Annotated in this window: 18 protein-coding genes; 7 read left to right on the top strand and 11 right to left on the bottom strand. The window is 66.7% G+C overall.

What is annotated here, in order from left to right:
• Positions 1–28 precede the first annotated feature (28 nt).
• On the top strand, positions 29–223 hold the full coding sequence (locus CXQ91_RS06280) for a DUF1918 domain-containing protein (RefSeq protein WP_104173061.1): 195 nt from the start codon (positions 29–31) through the stop codon (positions 221–223).
• Between the two features lie 16 nt (positions 224–239).
• Here CXQ91_RS06280 and CXQ91_RS06275 read toward each other — a convergent pair whose 3' ends face one another.
• Positions 240–1,703 (bottom strand): DUF5129 domain-containing protein, encoded by a 1,464-nt coding sequence (locus tag CXQ91_RS06275; protein WP_104173060.1) that lies wholly within the window; start codon positions 1,701–1,703, stop codon positions 240–242.
• 98 nt (positions 1,704–1,801) lie between these two features.
• On the opposite strand from CXQ91_RS06275, the gene CXQ91_RS06270 reads away from it, so the two are divergent.
• On the top strand, positions 1,802–2,266 hold the full coding sequence (locus tag CXQ91_RS06270) for a hypothetical protein (protein ID WP_181038796.1): 465 nt from the start codon (positions 1,802–1,804) through the stop codon (positions 2,264–2,266).
• Positions 2,203–3,933 carry a DUF5671 domain-containing protein gene (locus CXQ91_RS06265; RefSeq protein ID WP_308471390.1) on the top strand — a complete coding sequence of 577 codons (1,731 nt, stop codon included), beginning with the start codon at positions 2,203–2,205 and terminating at the stop codon, positions 3,931–3,933. Before CXQ91_RS06270 ends, CXQ91_RS06265 begins: the two co-directional genes overlap by 64 nt.
• Position 3,934: 1 nt before the next feature.
• Here CXQ91_RS06265 and CXQ91_RS06260 read toward each other — a convergent pair whose 3' ends face one another.
• The 7 genes from CXQ91_RS06260 to CXQ91_RS06230 all read right to left on the bottom strand — a co-directional run bounded on the left by CXQ91_RS06260 (position 3,935) and on the right by CXQ91_RS06230 (position 11,795).
• The gene (locus CXQ91_RS06260) at positions 3,935–5,629 is read right to left on the bottom strand and encodes a SulP family inorganic anion transporter (RefSeq protein ID WP_219816494.1); all 1,695 of its coding nucleotides are present in this window, start codon (positions 5,627–5,629) and stop codon (positions 3,935–3,937) included.
• A 34-nt stretch (positions 5,630–5,663) separates the two neighbouring features.
• Entirely contained in the window at positions 5,664–6,362 is a 699-nt protein-coding gene (locus tag CXQ91_RS06255; protein WP_104173056.1) for an endonuclease/exonuclease/phosphatase family protein, read from the bottom strand.
• Between the two features lie 160 nt (positions 6,363–6,522).
• Positions 6,523–8,091 carry a carbohydrate-binding domain-containing protein gene (locus CXQ91_RS06250; protein WP_104173055.1) on the bottom strand — a complete coding sequence of 523 codons (1,569 nt, stop codon included), beginning with the start codon at positions 8,089–8,091 and terminating at the stop codon, positions 6,523–6,525.
• Between the two features lie 39 nt (positions 8,092–8,130).
• Positions 8,131–8,919 carry a polyphosphate polymerase domain-containing protein gene (locus CXQ91_RS06245; protein ID WP_104173054.1) on the bottom strand — a complete coding sequence of 263 codons (789 nt, stop codon included), beginning with the start codon at positions 8,917–8,919 and terminating at the stop codon, positions 8,131–8,133.
• Positions 8,916–9,602: a DUF4956 domain-containing protein gene (locus tag CXQ91_RS06240; RefSeq protein WP_104173053.1), complete on the bottom strand. Its 687-nt coding sequence runs from the start codon at positions 9,600–9,602 to the stop codon at positions 8,916–8,918. Before CXQ91_RS06240 ends, CXQ91_RS06245 begins: the two co-directional genes overlap by 4 nt.
• 75 nt (positions 9,603–9,677) lie before the next feature.
• A complete protein-coding gene (locus CXQ91_RS06235) occupies positions 9,678–10,802 on the bottom strand; it encodes a bifunctional glycosyltransferase family 2/GtrA family protein (protein WP_104173052.1) in 1,125 nt (374 codons plus the stop codon).
• Between the two features lie 9 nt (positions 10,803–10,811).
• The gene (locus CXQ91_RS06230; protein WP_104173051.1) at positions 10,812–11,795 is read right to left on the bottom strand and encodes a phosphodiester glycosidase family protein; all 984 of its coding nucleotides are present in this window, start codon (positions 11,793–11,795) and stop codon (positions 10,812–10,814) included.
• Positions 11,796–11,959: 164 nt separating this feature from the next.
• Here CXQ91_RS06230 and CXQ91_RS06225 point away from each other — a divergent pair, with 164 nt between their 5' ends.
• On the top strand, positions 11,960–12,763 hold the full coding sequence (locus CXQ91_RS06225) for a thioesterase family protein (RefSeq protein ID WP_104173050.1): 804 nt from the start codon (positions 11,960–11,962) through the stop codon (positions 12,761–12,763).
• Positions 12,764–12,789: 26 nt separating this feature from the next.
• On the opposite strand, the gene CXQ91_RS06220 is transcribed toward CXQ91_RS06225, so the two are convergent.
• Positions 12,790–13,179, bottom strand: coding sequence for a DUF2177 family protein (locus CXQ91_RS06220; protein ID WP_104173049.1), 390 nt, complete (start codon positions 13,177–13,179; stop codon positions 12,790–12,792).
• 16 nt (positions 13,180–13,195) lie between these two features.
• On the opposite strand from CXQ91_RS06220, the gene CXQ91_RS06215 reads away from it, so the two are divergent.
• On the top strand, positions 13,196–13,945 hold the full coding sequence (locus tag CXQ91_RS06215; RefSeq protein WP_104173048.1) for a lipoate--protein ligase: 750 nt from the start codon (positions 13,196–13,198) through the stop codon (positions 13,943–13,945).
• An 85-nt stretch (positions 13,946–14,030) separates the two neighbouring features.
• On the opposite strand, the gene CXQ91_RS06210 is transcribed toward CXQ91_RS06215, so the two are convergent.
• Positions 14,031–14,288: a mycoredoxin gene (locus tag CXQ91_RS06210; protein ID WP_011692168.1), complete on the bottom strand. Its 258-nt coding sequence runs from the start codon at positions 14,286–14,288 to the stop codon at positions 14,031–14,033.
• A gap of 179 nt (positions 14,289–14,467) precedes the next feature.
• On the opposite strand from CXQ91_RS06210, the gene CXQ91_RS06205 reads away from it, so the two are divergent.
• Positions 14,468–15,214 carry an SOS response-associated peptidase gene (locus CXQ91_RS06205; RefSeq protein WP_104173047.1) on the top strand — a complete coding sequence of 249 codons (747 nt, stop codon included), beginning with the start codon at positions 14,468–14,470 and terminating at the stop codon, positions 15,212–15,214.
• 23 nt (positions 15,215–15,237) lie between these two features.
• Here the strand turns inward: CXQ91_RS06205 and CXQ91_RS06200 are convergent, their stop codons facing one another.
• Positions 15,238–15,660, bottom strand: a complete 423-nt coding sequence (locus tag CXQ91_RS06200) for a VOC family protein (RefSeq protein WP_104173046.1) — start codon at positions 15,658–15,660, stop codon at positions 15,238–15,240.
• 14 nt (positions 15,661–15,674) lie between these two features.
• Here CXQ91_RS06200 and CXQ91_RS06195 point away from each other — a divergent pair, with 14 nt between their 5' ends.
• Positions 15,675–16,001, top strand: a complete 327-nt coding sequence (locus CXQ91_RS06195; RefSeq protein WP_104173045.1) for a chorismate mutase — start codon at positions 15,675–15,677, stop codon at positions 15,999–16,001.
• Positions 16,002–16,033 lie beyond the last annotated feature (32 nt).

Here is a 16,033-nt window from a genome sequence, read left to right as displayed (position 1 = left end):
CGTACTCTGGTTCTTGGAGGTGATTGCCATGAAGGCAGCCCAGGGAGACCGGATCACGATCCGGGGCAAGACGGTCGAATCGTCGGACCGGCACGGCCAGATTGTTGAGGTCCACGGCGCTGACGGAGCGCCGCCGTATGTGGTGCGTTTCGACGACGGCCATGAAACCACCGTCATTCCCGGCGGGGATTTCATCGTTGACAGGATCCAGCCGCCGCACTGACACGGTCCGGCAGCAGTCAAAAGCTGGACGAACTCCCTGACCCGGAGAAGCTACCGCCGCTGCTGCCGTACCCCGTTGTGCTGCCGTCTCCGCCACGGGCGCTGGCGACGCTGCTCACACCTGTGTTGAAGCCGGCGTTGAACGTGGGAACCGAGAAGAAGTAGTAGGACGGATAGACCGTGCCAAGGATGCTTGGCTCGTAGGCGCGGCCGTACTTGGCCTTGCTTCCGGCCTGCGCGCTCTCCATTTCGTCGCGCATCAGGTCGGCTTCGCGCGCGTTTTTGGCGAAGCCCGCGATGACCGTGTCGGCGTGGTCCTTCAGCAGCTCGGACAGGTGCGTCCGCGCGTCCCGCAACCGGTCCAGGGCTGTTTCCGGAGCGATTGAGCCGTCGGCGAGTTCAGCCGACCACCGCTCGATCTCCCGGTGGCTCTGGTCGCGGAAGGACCGGAGCGCTGCGGCCGTCGCGGAATCGCCTTCGGCGTGCCGCTTGCCGAGCATCTGTTCCAGGGCAGCCAGGTCACTGCGGAAGGGCGCCAGCTGCCGGTCCCACGCGTATGCCCACGCCGACCCCCGATTGAGGAGCGCGTTGGTGTCCGCAATGACGTCGTCCAGCGCGTCGAGCTCAGCGGCGGCGTCGGCAAAGCTTTGAATCAGTTTGAGGTTGGGCCGCCGGCTCATGGCGCGGGGAGTCAGTTCGTGCGCCTGGTTGGATAGTGCGGTGGCAGCGTTGTACTTGTTCAGGAACGTGCGGTGCTTCTCCAGCACGGTGCTGCCGTACCGCGAAGACTCCGGTATGGTCTCGGCATTGAGCTCGGTGACCTGCAGATCCATGCTGACGTTGGCGTAGCTCGCATCACCGCGAGCCAGCTCCTTGCGGCTGTCCGTCCGGGTCCGCCAGCGCACAAGCAGCCACGTTGCGGCGCCGAGTACGGCGGCGGCACCGGCGCTCCAGGCCGTGGCGAGGAAGGCGCTGGAACGGTACCACGGCTGGTTGATCAGCTCGGCGCCGCGCCGGATGCCCGCGATGGTGCCGTCGGTCCACTGGGCGTCACGGAGCAGATCCTTGGATGCGTTCTGGATGTCCTCGCGCTCTTCAACGGAAACCTTGCGGTCCTCGCCCATATAGGTGCCCACATGCCGCCCCACCGGGTCCAGGGCGAAGATGAAGAGGCCGTCCGCCCATTTCTGGCCGTCCCCGCTGATCCACTCCGGATGTTCAGCACGGGCAAAGCGAAGCACCTCCTCGTTGAGGTTGTCCTCCGCCGAACCCCTGTACGTGAAAATGGCAACCCTGGTGGGTTCGTAGAAGTCCAACGACTCCACCGCCGGAATCAGCCGGTTGCGGTCCAGCACTCCGGCGCTGTCTTCCACCACGATCTCAGCCGGCGGCTCCGCACGGGCGGCAGCCGTCCCGCACAGCGGGCCGAGAAGTACCAGCAACCCGGCAGCTAATGCCCTTCGAATGTTTCCTTTTCCCATGAAGCAACGATTGTCTCCGGCGGCGCTGATAGCAACCCCCCGCCGGGAGGGCCGAAAGTACCGTAGCTAGAGGGTGGGGAGTGGTCCATACTGACCACATGGACGCAGCGGCGGGAAAACCGAACAGGATCCTCGTGATTATCGTGGCGATTATTGCCGTCCTGGTGGTGGCGGCCCTGGCAGTGGTTTTCTCGCGGGGAGAACCTGCCCTGCTGGACGAGTCAACGCCACAGGGCGTGGTTCAGCGTTACTCGGCCGCCGTCATCGGCGGGGACGAGACCGCTGCCATGGCGTACCTCACGGAGTCCGCCCGGACCCAGTGCGTCGATTTCGAACGGGCTTCCACGGACAACCTGCGGGTCACGCTGGTTTCCACCACGGAGCGGGCCGCGTCCGCGGACGTGCGGGTGCTGATAGTGGTGTCGAACGGGAGCGGCCCCTTCGGCAACTCCGAGTACGAGACCGAGGACGTCTTCGACCTCGTCAAAACGAACGGCAAGTGGCTGATCGACTCCTCTCCCTGGCAACTCAGGGTCTGCGCGAACCGGGCGGTAAAGCCGTGAGCGCCGCCCGGACGGTGCCGGCGCCGGCGGCCGGGTCCGCCCAGCCCACGGTCCGCCGCCTGATCGTCTACACGCTGCTGTTCGCCTTGGTGGTGGTGGCCGCGATAGGCCTTAGCGGCCTGATGGGACGGCTGCTGGGTGCAGGCACCGTGGTCGCTGGGGGTGACGTGGCGGGCCTGGCCCGTTCGCTCGCATTCACCCTGATCGGCGGCCCCATGGCAGCTGCCCTGTGGTGGTTCGTCTGGCGCCGGCTCGAGGACCCGATGGAGCGGCAGTCCGTGGGCTGGGGCCTGTACCTGACCATCATGTACGCCGTCGCACTCATCACGGCTACATCATGGCTGCTCGGTGCCCTGGCCTCTGTCGCCGGAGGCGAATGGCAGGGGTGGCAGCTGTCACTGTCCAACGGGCTGGTCTGGGCAGGGGTGTTGGCGTGGCACCGCTGGATGCTGCGCCATCCGCGCAAGAGTCCCGTGCTGATGCCGGACGTGCCCATCGTGGTAGGGGCATTCTTCGGGCTCATCATCGGCGTGGGCGGCACCGTTACGGCGATGGCAACGCTTCTGGACACTGCCATCCGTGGCTTCACGGCGTCAGCCTCAGTCGGGGAACCGTGGTGGCGGTCCGTGCTGCAGTCGCTTGTCTGGGCCGCCGGAGGCGGGGCCATCTGGTGGTGGCACTGGATCCACGAAGCCGGACGCCGGCTGAAGACAGGTTTTGCCGATGTCGGGCTGGTGGTGGTCGGTATCCTCGGGGCGATCATCCTGGCGCTTGGCGGCATCGGTACTGTCCTGTTCGTCCTCCTCCGGCTCGCCTTTGACCGCACGGACCCCGTAAGCGAACTCCTTGAACCGCTGGGCGCAGCCATGGCGGCGGGCGCTGTCGGCTCCCTGGTCTGGGCCTACCACCGCGCCGTCTCGCTGGGACGTGCCGCGGCAACCCTGCAGGCAGCGAAGCTGGTGACCTCCGGGGTTGCCCTGGCCGCAGCTGCCACCGGAATCGGCGTTGTGGTCAATTCCGTACTCAGTATCGCGGCCACTCCGCTCGCCGGCAGCGGCACACGGGCGCTGCTGCTGGGTGGCATCAGCGCATTGGCGGTCGGCGGTCCGCTGTGGTGGCTCACCTGGAAGCCCGGAGTCCCGCCGGAACCGACCGAGCTTGGGCGCCGGGGACGGCGGGTGTACCTCATCGCAGTATTTGGCCTGAGCGCGGTGGTCGCCGTCATCACCCTCCTGGTGATCGGATACCGCGTCTTCGAATTCGTGCTCGGCGACGTCTCGGGCGGAAGCCTGGTGGACCGGACCCGCGCACCGCTTGGCCTGCTCGTGGCAACAGGGCTTGCCGCCGGATACCACTTCGCGGTGTGGCGGCACGACCGTGCCCTCACGGCCGCTGCCGCGCCCGCGCGGAAGCGGACCGTCGGGAAGGTGATCCTGGTGACCGCCGGCGACCCGGAACCGCTGGCCCGCGTTGCCGCCGAGGTCACCGGCGCGAGTGTCACCGTCTGGATAAAGGCCGACGCCGGGTCCTCCGATGCAACTGAGGGAACAGCGGATGAGTTGCCCGACCGGCTGGCCAGTGCACTGGACGGCGTCGCCGCGGACCGGGTTTTGGTGGTCACAGGCCCCGGATCCCGCGTCGAGGTCATCCCGCTGGCTCCGGCGTGAGCTAGGAGAGCCCGGACGTCCGCTTGTAGTTGCGCACCGCGTTGTTGACCGTGGGGAAGAAATGGTCGCGGCCGAACCTGCTGCTCACTCCGAACCTGAGCAGGCGGTCCTTAACCGGGCCCTTCAACTCCGCAAAGACCAGGCTGATGCCTTGGCCGGCGAGTTCGTCGTCTAGCTCCACGAGCTCGTCCAACGCGGTGGTGTCCAGGTCCGTAATGGCCTCGGAAGCCACAATCACGCATTTCACCGGTCCGGGGGCGTTGGCCACGAGGCTGCGGATGTGCTCGGCAAACACCTCGCCGTTGGCGAAAAAGAGCGGTGCGTCAAAGCGCGCGATCACCAGTCCGGGGACGCGCTGGCCCTCCGGATGCCTGCTGATGTCGTGGTAGCCCGGGACGTCCTCCAGGCTGGCCAGTTCGGTGCGGTAGGGATCCCATGCCCGCCGGATGAACGCGATCAGGGACAGTGCGATGGCGATGACGATGCCCTGCAGCACGCCCATGAAGGCGACGCCGAGGAAGGTGGCCACAAGGAGCGCCGTTTCCACCCGGCTCATCCGGACCAGCCGGAACAGGGTCTTGACGTCCACCAGCGAGGAGACCGCCACCATGACGACGCCGGCAAGCGTGGCGGTGGGGAGGAAGGCAGTCACGCCGGGGGTTACCAGCATGAACACGATCACCAGGGCCGCGGCCACGATGCCGCTGAACGAGGTGCGGGCACCGGCGTCGAGCGCTATGGGAGTCCGGGACGAGCTGCCGCAGACGGGGAAGCCGCCCAGTAGGCCGCTGGCCACGTTGGCAATCCCCAGTGCCCCCATTTCCTGGTTGCCGCTGGTGTGGATGCCACGGCGGCCTGCGAGGCTTTTGGATAAGGCTGAGGTATCGGCAAAGGCGATGAGCGCGATGCCGGCCGCCGGACCAACGAGTCCTGCAACATCATCCAGGGTGATGCCGCCCAGGGCGGGCGTGGGAAGCCCCTGGGGAAGGGCTCCGACCATGGGCATGGCATCCTTGAGGTCGAAGGCGGCGGCCGCAGCGATGGACGCCGCCACAGCCAGCAGCACGCCGGGCACCCTCCCGGGCAGGAACCGGCCGGCCACGATGATGATCACTGTGGCCGCTCCGAACAGCAGCGCCACAGGATTCACGGCTCCTTGGAGCACTGCCTCCGCCGTACCCGCGGCTGTTGCCTGCAACGAGCCGCCTGACACTTGGATGCCAAGAAGCCTGGGCAGCTGGCTGACCATGACCGCGAGCGCTATGCCGTTGAGGTATCCCACCCGGATCGGCTTCGACAGCAGCCCGGTGATGAATCCGAGCCGGAAAAGCCGGCCGGCGATGAGGAACCCTCCGATCAGGATGGCCAGCATGCCGGCCAGCGCCACGGCATGGTCCGGTTCCCGTCCGGCCAGCGGAAGCACCGCGGCGGCGATCATGGGCGCCAGCGACGAATCCGGTCCCACGATGAGGACGCGGGAAGGGCCGAAGACGGCATAGAACAGCATGGGAACCACCGAGGCGTACAGTCCCGTGACTGCCGGCAGACCGGCGGCCTCCGCGTAGGCCATGCCGGCGGGAATCAGCGCCGCGCTGAGCGCCGCGCCCGCCGCAAGGTCGGCCCTGAGCCACGACCGCTGATAGGTCCGGGCCAGGTCGATGCCCGGTACGGCTTTCAGGATCCAATCGCGGCGCAAATGGTGCCTCCCGGGCTGGTGGTCGGCGTCAGGGCTAAGGCGTTCCCTGGATCGGGCCGGAATCCTGGCCATATTCGGCGGATACCAGGATGGGAAGGTGGTCCGACGCGCCGCGCGGCAGGGTCTCCACGTTCTCGATGTCCAGCCCGAGGGAGGTGGCAAAGTCGAAATGCCCCTTGAAGACCTTGTACCTCGTATAGGTCCGCCGGTCACTGAGCGAGAGCTCGTAGCCGGAATTTTTCATGTGTTCCGTGAGGTTCTTCGTGAAGAAGGGGTAGTTGAAGTCACCCACCATAAGAGTCATCAGTCCGCTGCCCATGCCGAGGAGCTCCGCGTGTGCCGCCTTGATCTGTTTCCGGCGCAACGAATTGGAAGCCGTCAGGGGCGCCGCGTGGAAGGAAGCGATCACCAGCTCATGGTCCGTTTCGTTGTCTACGACCCTCGTGCCGATCAGCCGCTCATGCGCCGGTGCCAGAACCCGGTCGTGCAGTGATTTCTTCAGGGCGAAAGTGTTGGTTTCGAAGGCCGTGAAGCGGTCCATCCGGTAGTAGATGGCAAGTCCCAGCCTGTTGCCCTTGGTCGAATCGGCCAGGTGCAGGGGCCCCAGCGTGTCCGGTAAATCCGTAGTGTCGCACTCCTGCAGGCACAAGGCATCTATCCCGAAGTCGCGGGCCAGATCGAGCAGTTCGCCGCGCGCCGCGTGCTTTCGAAGGTTGTAGCTGATGACCCGTATCAGGGGAATACCTCTTCCGAGCGTAGTTAGGAGAACCAGTTCCTGAGTCTAGTCCGAAAGGGTGCCGCGCACAGGAAGACAGCACTGAAAGACGGCACACGGGAACGGCGGGGGACGCGGCCAAGCCGTCGTCCCCCGCCGTTATCCTGTGGCGGGCCGGTTAGCGGCCGCCGGGACCGCGGGCCGCCGTGTATTCGCCGGCGGTCACGGTGCCCTGCTCCTGTGCGCCGTCGAGAGTTCCGTCTCCGAGACCGGCGGTGACCTGGGCCGTCCCGCCGGTGTACACCGTGTATTCCTCACCGGCCGTGATGGCTGCGGAGGAGAAGACCAGCGAGGCTGCCTGCTTCGCCGTCACGAAGGTCGCCACCACGGCGCCGCTCGAATCCGCGAGCTGGAAGGTGGTGCCGGCCGGAAGGGCAGAGCCGAAGGTCAGCTGGACGCCGGACTGCGATGAGGACGTTCCGGGCGTCACTGCCATGCCGGAGCTTCCCGCGGCCGCGACTGTTCCGCCGTTCACCACGAGTTCGCCGTTGACGTCCAGCGCACCGTTGCCGTCGTTGGTGGGCCCGTTGACCACCACCGTGCCGCCGGTGATCGTGGCGTTGCCGTTGGAGTCCAGGCCGTCGCCCTGCGAATTGATGGTCAGCGAGCCGCCGGTGATTTCCACGGTGTAGTCGCCCGCGGCCATCTCACCGCCGCCCATTCCGCCCTGCGAATCGGTGCTGCCAGAGCTGCCGCCGGACGCGTTGACGCCGTCGTCGTTGGACGTGACGGTGGCCGTGCCGCCGGAGATCATGATGTGCTGGGCTTCCAGGCCTTCTTCGGACTCTTCCACCGTGGCGGTGCCGGCGGCGATGGTGAGCGTGTTGAAGGCCTTGATGCCGTCGTCACCGGCGCTTACGTTCAGGGTGCCGCCGTTGATGAGCACCCAGCCGCGGCCTTCATCTTCCTCGTTCTCCGACTTGAATCCGTCGTCGCCGGCCGTGACCTGGTAGTCGCCGTCGAGGAGCACGGCGTAGTCCTTGCCCACGATTCCGTCATCCGCGGCATCCACCTTCACGGTTCCGGCGGCCAGCACCAGGCCGTCCTTGGAGGAGATGCCGTCGTTGTACTTCCCGTCCACTGTGAGCGAGCCGGTGCCGGCGATGGTGAGGTCCGCCATGGAGTAGAGCGCGGCATCGGGGGCGTCCTCGCCCTGGTCTGCGTACGTGGCAGCGTCGCTCAGGGTGTTGGACGTGCCGTCTTCGAGGACGACGATGGCTTCGTTGGCGCTCTGCACCACAAACGGGGAGCCGGTGGAGCTGGTTATATCCGCGCCGTCGAGGATGATGCGCACCACGGCTTCCTCACCGGCGGCGACCACTACCTGCCCGTCCGACAGCGATCCGGTCAGGCGGTACGTGCCGTCCGCGCTGATGGTGACAGTGCCGCCGTCGACCTTCACAGCGTCCGACGACGTGCCGGAGGCCACAGTGCTGGCGCCGTTCGCCAGGGTCACGGCTACTTCCGACGCCGCGTCCCAGGTGAGGTCGTCGGCGTCGTAGTGGGTGTCCGCCGCGAGGGTGTCGAGGGAGACGGCCTCGGCGGTTCCGGACGACGCTGCCGTGCCCGAGGTTGTGGTGCCGGTGATGGAGGTGCCGGTGGATGCCGTGCCGGCGGCGGAGCAGCCTGCCAGTCCCACGGCGAGGGCGAGGGCGGTGACGGACAGGGCGGTGCGGAAGCGTTTCATGGTGTGTTCCTTCTGTGAAGTATTCGGGGGAGCAGTAGGTCAGGCGGCGGGGCGGAGAGCCAGGTTCCGGCGCAGTGTCCGGTTCCAGCGGTTGGCCGGCAGGTCAGGGCAGAGCGCCGCCATGCCGGTGGCGAACTTGGAGATCCGGGAGGGCCGCACTCCGTGTGCCCAGAGGTGCCGGTCCAGCGGGCCGGCCGTCGATCCGGACTTGGTCTCGAGGATCACGGCGCCGTCCAGTACCCAGGCCTGCTGGCCGGGGCGCTGCCAGGTCACGTCCGTGTCGATGGTGGCCCGGCTGCCGGATTCGGGCAGGTACAGCGTGGTGCGGAAGTAGCGGGTTTCGAGCACGGGCCCCAAAGGTCCGGAGGGCACGTCCCCCACCGCGGCGGCGAGGGTTTCGTGGACGTAGTCCAGGCCTTCGGCCGTCAGCCGGGCGCGGTCGCTGAGGTCGTAGGGGATGCGTTCCTTGATCGTGGCCTCGCGGGCGCCTTCCGTCTTGACTTCCAGGAAGCTGATGGCGCTGTCCACATAGGTCCTGGTGCGGATCTTGTAGCGGCGACGGCGGCCGTGGGCCGCCATTAGGTAGCTGTCCAGCTGCGCGGTGTCGAAGTACACCGAGTCGTAAGCGAAGCAGCGGGAGCCGTCCATCTCCAGCACCCGGACCTCGGCGTCGAACGTGGCCAGTAGCTGCTGTGCCAGCGTCTCGGGGACCACATACTTGCGGTCCACCCGGGTCTGCAGTGCGGCTTCGGCGTTCAGTTCGTCCAGCCCGACCGGCGGCAGCAGGCGCAGGGTGCCCAGGACGCCGGCTTGCGCCGGGGCGCTCATGCCGCACCTGCCGAGGCATGGACAGGGTCCGCCGCGTGGCGGGCAGCCGCCGTCGGGAAGGGGGCGAGGTCTGCCGGTTCCATGACGGGGGTCCCGGCCGACGGGATTTGCAGGGCGGCAGGGCCGGCGGGGAACGCTGCCGGAACGTAGGCGTAGCGCACATCGACGACCGTCTTGTCGTTGACGAGGTCCAGCTCCTGCACGGTGGCCGAGTGGACCTTGCCGTGGACCACCTCTTCGAGCCGGGCGTAGAGTTCCTCATCCACGGCGATGGCACGGTCGAGGATCACTGTCTGGTGGCGGTAGGCCGGCAGGACCCGTGAGTGGTCGCCCACGAACATCACCAGCAGGATCATGGCCATCAGCGCCAGCGGCAGCCACACGGGGTCGATTCCAAGGCCGGCGATCAGGCCAAGGGCCAGGGCTGAGAAGTAGTACGCAACCTCGTGCTGGGCCAGCTCAGTGGAGCGGAGCCGGATGATGGACAGGACGCCGAAGAGGCCGAGTCCCAGGCCGACGCCGGCGGCGGAGCCGGAGAGTGCGGCGGCAACGGCCATGACGCCGACATTCATGCCGAGGTAGGACACCACCAGGTCGCGGCGCCGGTGCCGGCGCAGGTAGAGGGCGAAGGTCAGGATGCTGATGGCGGCCAGGTCGGCGGCGATAAGGATGAGCGGTGTCATGGAATTCTCCGGAATCTGATTGGTGGATTGGTCTTTACGATCCCCGGCCAAACTGTGCAGGTGCTGTGACGGAACCTAGGCCGGAATATGAGTGTCGGCTGAGCGTTCCTTGCGGGTTTCCTCCGCGGGTTTGGCGGCGCGCTTGGCGAAGAGAAGCCGCTGCTGTACCGCGTAGCTGACGGCCAGCAGGGCGACTTCAGCGAGGATCTTGGCGGCCAGCGGGGGCAGGGACACCGCGTCAAGGACTGCGATGAGCGCGAAGTTGGCGGCAAGCAGCACCAGTACCAGGCTGAAATAGCGGACACCGGTTTGCGCTGCAGGCTTCTCCCGGCCGTGCCGGAACACCACCCTGCGGTTGACGGCGAAGTTGATGGCCGAACTCACGGCCCGGGCGCCGACCACCGCAAGCAGCAGCGAGTCGGCGGCCGCATTGAGGATCAGGAACATCACGGTGTCCACCAGGAACGCCGTGAACGAGGACGCCAGGAATTTCAGCAGCGGCGCATAGATCCGGGCGGAGTCCGCCAGCGGCCGGAAATGCGACCCCGCATTGTGATCCAGGTACACCGTGGCGATGTCCACGCTCCTGATCGCGTAGCCGGCCTGCCTGGCCTCGAGCAGGAGATTCAACTCGTACTCGTAGCGCTCGCCGTGGACGGACCGGAGCCAGGGGAGCATGGAGGCGGGGTAGCCGCGGAGGCCGGTCTGCGTGTCGGCAATGCGCTCGCCGGTGGCCAGGGTGAACAGCAGCCTGGTGGCGTTGTTGCCGAACCTGCTGCGGGCGGGGACGTTGCCGGTGAAGCTTCGGGTGCCCAGCACCATGGCCGTTGGGCCGCCCTGTAACGGGCTGCTCTCGGCCGCGGCACTTTGTACCGGGTCACCCGATACCGCGGCCGCCACGCGAAGGATGTCCACGATGGTGTGCTGGCCGTCGCTGTCGGCGCAGACCACGTTCCGGCCGGGCAGGTGGTCCGCAATGAAGCCGAAACCGGTCTTGAGGGCGAAGCCCTTTCCCCGGTTGCGGGAGTATCCGATGACGTGGCACCCAAGCGCCCTGACGCCGTCGAACACCTCGCGGTATGCGGGGCCGCTGCCGTCATCGACCACCACCACGGTGGCCCACGGTTCGGTCTCCCGGATGGAGCGGATCAGGGCGGGCAGTTGCCGGTCCGGCTCGTAGGCCGGGATCAGGATGATCATGGCCGGCCTCTACTGCGCGATGTAGAGGATGTCGGAGGTGCCGCGTTCCTTGTTTTCGCCCAGCGGGTTGTTGACCAGCTCCCCGTTGAAATACATGGTGGAGGATCCGCCGCCGTCGATGTTGTACGCCGTGGTGGCGCCGAGGTCCTGCATGATCTGCGCCAGCCCGGTCATGGTCACGCCCGAGCTGTAGCCGGGGCTGCGGCCGTCCACCACCACGAACACCAGGTGGTTTTCGTCGATGATGCCGACGGCGGTGCGGGGCTGCTCGCCCTGGATGGAGTGGTTGCCGAAGTTGGTGTCCACCTCCACGTCCTCGATGCCGTCGGCGATCTCGCCGTCGTCCAGCAGGGACGGGCCGAAGGAGAGGGTGTTCCAGACGCCGTCCGCCAGCAGCTGCTCGGCGGTGGTGGCGGTTTCGTCGTAGACCTTCACGGTGCCGTCGCGGTAGAAGGCCAGGCCCTGCCGGGCGCCCTCGTCGCGGAACACCACGCCGTTGCGGATCACGATGCCGGTGTCGCGGAAGCCGTAATAGTCGCCGTTGATGGCGAACACCGCGTTGTTGTCTTCGGCGATCGCGGAGGTGGTCTCGGTGATGTTCTCGCCGAAGCTGTTGTTGGCGAACGCGGACTGCAGTGTGGTGGCGTCATCCAGCACGACGTCGGCAACGTAGGTGGTGACGGTGCTGTCGCCGCTGCCGGTGGTCACTGTGGAGATATTGATGTCGGTGCTGTCCGAGGCGTAGGAAGTGTCCGTGGTGACGGCGGCGGTGCTGCCTGGTTCGCGGGTGGACTCACTGGTGGTGCCCGCCGTGGTCCCGGTCTGGCTTGCCTGGTAGGCGGAGACGTCCGAGATTTCCACGTGCTGGACCACAAAGCGGTCCAGTGCCCACGAGGTGGCCCCGCCGGCTGAAAGTGTGAGGGCAACGGCCCCGGCGACGACGGCGCGGCGTACGCGGCCGCCTTTACGGTGTTGGTTCTTGGGAGGAGTCATGCATTATTTCTAGGCTCCGGACTTATACCGGCCATGAGGTCAGGATAAGAGGAAGCTGTGAGACCAGCGCCAGGACGTTTGGGCGGCTGCAGCCCGAGGCCCGGGGTCCGCCGCAGGCGATAGTGTGTTCTGGGATCATCACCAAGCGCGCGAAAGGGTCGACGTTGACTGCAGCACTTCCGGAACTTGCCGAGGGCGACTTCTACTACGAGTCACTGGGAGGCGGGCGTTTCCGTTCGACCATTCACGCCCAGGGTGCCTGGAACGAGCACGAACAGCACATGGCGCCGGCCTCGGGACTCATGGCGGATTGCCTGGAGCGGCACAACCCGCGGGACGATGTCCGGATGGCGCGCCTGAGCTACGAGATCCTGGGACTGATCCCGGGCGGCGAATTCGAGGTGGTCACCACCACGCTCCGGCCCGGACGCACCATCGAACTGCTGCAGGCGGAACTCGTTGCGGACGGGCGCGTGGCGATCCGCGCCACGGCCTGGCGGCTGATTACGTCCGACACAACGGCTGTCGCAGCAATCGAAGACGGCCGGATTCCCGGGCCGGACGAGTGCTCACCGTACGACGGTGCCAGCGTCTGGCCGGGAGGCTACATCCGTTCCCTGGAAATGCGCGTTGCGGACGGGCACCGTCCGGGCTCCGGGAAGGTCTGGCTTCGCACCGGACACCCGCTCACGGATACCGCGGACAGCGGGGACGTGGCGCGGCTGATGGGGCTGGTGGATACCGCGAACGGAATAGCGGCCCGCGTCCCCCCGGGAAGGGACAGCTACGCCTTCCCCAACCTGGACCTGCAGATCCATATGTACCGGAAACCCGCCGGCGACTGGCTTGGCCTGGACAACGCGGTCTCCTTCGGCGCAGACGGCATCGGGCTGACGTCCACGGTGCTCCACGACCTCAGCGGACCCTTTGGCCGGGCCGAACAGATCCTGACCATCCGCAGGACCTAGCTCCGCGGAATGTGGTTCCGGGGCGCTCAGTTCCCGTGGAAGACGAGCCAGCCGGCCAGCGTGGCCAGGGCCGTCAATGCTGCGCCCCAGAGGATGTCCACGACAATGAGCTGCAGCGGCCAGGTCTTCAGCGTCGCGGCATTGGTGAGGTCGTACGTGGCGTAGGCGAACGCGCCCAGTGCGGCGCCGTAGCCCACCGCGCTGAGCCAGCTGCCGGCGTCGAGCGCGGGACGCAGTGCGAAGAACACGATGCCGGCAATGTAGATCACGTAGAACACCACCGCGTACCCTAGATTGGGCCGGTCGGCCAGCAGTTCACCAATCTGTCCGCGGTAAAACGGGTTCATCGTCTTGAGCCAGATGGCATCGATGACGGCGAACGCGGCGGCGACGACCAGGAATTGCAGAATGACCATAAGGGAGCTTAGCAAGATGCAGCACGCGGCCGGCGCACCAGCCACGCTGACCATCGTCCGGCAGGAGGAGTCGCTGGGGGCGGCCCGGGACCTGGAATTCGGCATTGAACTGCTGGGGATGGCCAAGACCGGCAGGACCGGCCCGACCCTGCGTTTGTACCGTCCGGCGCCCACAGTGGCCTTCGGCCAGCGGGACGCGCACCTCCCCGGCTTTGAGGCAGCGGCCCGGGCCTGCCGGGAGCTCGGTTTTGAGCCCTTGGTCCGGAAGGCCGGCGGCCGGGCGGCGGCTTACCACGAGGGAACACTGATCGTCGATCACGTGGAACCGCATGCCGACGCCATCGCCGGCGCCAAAGGGCGTTTCGCCTTCTTCGGCGAGATGCTGGCGGGTGCCCTCCGCAGTGCGGGAGTCCACGCCGCCGTCGGTGAAATCCCGGGCGAGTACTGTCCGGGGGAGTTCAGCGTCCACGGCCAGGACCCGGCCGATCCGCAGCACAGGGTCAAACTGATCGGCACAGCCCAGCGCGTTGTGTCCGGCGGGTGGCTGTTCAGCTCGGTCATCGTGGTGGAAAACTCCGGGCCGATCCGCCGTGTTCTGGAAGCCAGCTATGCCGCCCTTGGACTGGACTGGGACCCGGCCACTGCGGGCGCCGTCGACGACCTCGTCCCGGGACTCGACGTTGCGGCAGTCGAGGCGGCGGTTATTGACACGTATGCCGGGTACGCGCAGCTGGAGTATGCGGACTTCGCCAGCCTGCGCGGCTAACTGCCTGTGCGCTGGCGGACATGCAAAAGGCCGGGCACCCAGGTGCCCGGCCTTGCTTTTTGAACAGCTTTACGCCGGACGGGGCCTAGGCCGCGAGCCGGCTCTTTACTTCGGCCGCCGACGGGTTGGTGGCGGCGGTGCCGTCCGGGAAAAGGACGGTGGGGACGGTGCGGTTGCCTCCGTTGAGCTGCTCCACGAGATCGGCGGTACCTTCAACTTCTTCGATGTTGATCTCGGTGTAACCGATGCCCTGGGCGTCCAGCTGCTTCTTCAGCCGGTTGCAGTAACCGCACCAGGTGGTCGAAAACATGGTGATGGTGCCGGATTCGGGAGTGAAATCCACGGAGTTCTCCTCAAGCTCGTTGTTGCTCGTCGTAATCAAAGCAGATGTCTCTACCCTCAACCGTAACCCGGTGGCCGCTATTCCCGCGGCGGCGGGCCCTCCCCGTCCCCCACGATGACGGCCGATGACGGCCGATGACGCCGGGTGACACCGACTGCGGGCGGTGGCATGCTGGTGCCATGTGTGGACGCTATGTGATGGCCAGGGCGGTCGGGGACCTGCTGGCAGAGTTTGACGCTGAATTGGAAGAGGAGCTTGTGGTTCCGCCGTCGTGGAATGTGGCCCCTACCGCTGATGTGCCCATCCTGTTGGAGCGGCTGGTGGACGGCAGCCCGGTCCGGCAGCTGCACGTGGCCCGCTGGGGACTCGTGCCCTCCTGGGCCAAGGATCCTTCCATCGGCTCGAAAATGATCAATGCGCGGAGCGAGAGCGTCCTGGAGAAACCGGCCTTCCGCAAGGCAACGAGGTCAAGACGCTGCGCTGTGCCGGCGGACGGCTATTACGAATGGAAGGGTGAGGGGCGCAGCAAGCAGCCCTATTACGTGCACCCGAAGGACGGCATGCCGCTGGTGTTCGCCGGGCTGTATGAGTGGTGGAAGGATCCGTCCAAGCCCGAGGGCGACCCGCACCGCTGGATGTTGTCCACCTCCATCATGACCACCGACTCGCCGCCCGAGGGCTATGCCGGCGGGATCCTCGCCGAGCTTACTGCCCTGCACGACCGGGTGCCGCTGCCCATGGACCGCACCACCATGCAGGCATGGCTGGACCCCCAGGCGGATGACGCCGCCGGTCTGGTGGACCTGGTGAGGGCAGGGGCGCACGACGTCGCCGAAGGCTGGACGATCGATGCCGTTGGCACCGCCGTCGGGAACGTCAGGAATGATTCAGCGGAACTCATCCAGCCCGTGGCAGGCCTGTTCTAGGCGGGAGACTTTTTGGGCGCGCCTCAGACCGTGACTGTGCCGCCGGCGTCAACCGACCACGTGGGATTGAAGGCGATTTCCCAGCGGAAGCCGTCCGGATCCGCGAAGTACCCGGTGTAACCGCCCCACGGCTGGGTTTTCGGCCGGCCCACGACCGTTGCCCCCGCGGCCTCGGCTTCAGCCATGACCCGGTCAACGTCCGCCGCGCTGCCAACGTTGTGGCTCAGGGTGATGCAGGGGATCCCGGCGGGGCTGTCCACGGAAGCCTCGGCCTGCATCTGGCCTGCATCCCAGAGGGAAAGAATGAGGCCGTGGTTTGCCTGGATGAACACCACGTCGCCGGGGACTTCCCGGTGCACCGGCCAACCCAGGCCGTTGACGTAGAACCTGCGTGCGGCGTCAACACTACGGACGCCAAGTGAAATGAAGTCGACTCGAGGCTGCATTCTTAGATACTGTCATGCACATGCCCACAAATCACGGACACGACAAAGACGCCCAGGCCGACAGGGAGCAGCTCGCAGCTGTCCGCGTGGCCGTCGATGAGGTTGATGAGCAGATCGTCACCCTGATTGCGCGCCGTGAACGCCTGATCCGGATTTCCGGCACCCTCAAGGGCGATGACGCAGAGGTCCGCGCCCCCGGCCGGGTGGAGAAGGTCATCGAGCATGTCCGTGCCGCCGCGGAGAAGAAGGACATCGACCCGGACATCGTGGAGAAGACCTACCGTGCCATGATCACGGCCTTCACTGAACTTGAGATGAAAGTGCACAACGCCAACAGCTAGCGGCGTTGTGCGCGGGCGCTATGCCGGGCTGA

The sequence above is a fragment of the Arthrobacter sp. Y81 genome (assembly GCF_002929335.1).
In the GTDB taxonomy this organism is placed as follows: Bacteria; Actinomycetota; Actinomycetes; order Actinomycetales; family Micrococcaceae; genus Arthrobacter.
The sequence above is the reverse complement of the archived record's forward strand: the minus strand, read 5'-3'. Positions and strand labels throughout refer to the sequence as shown.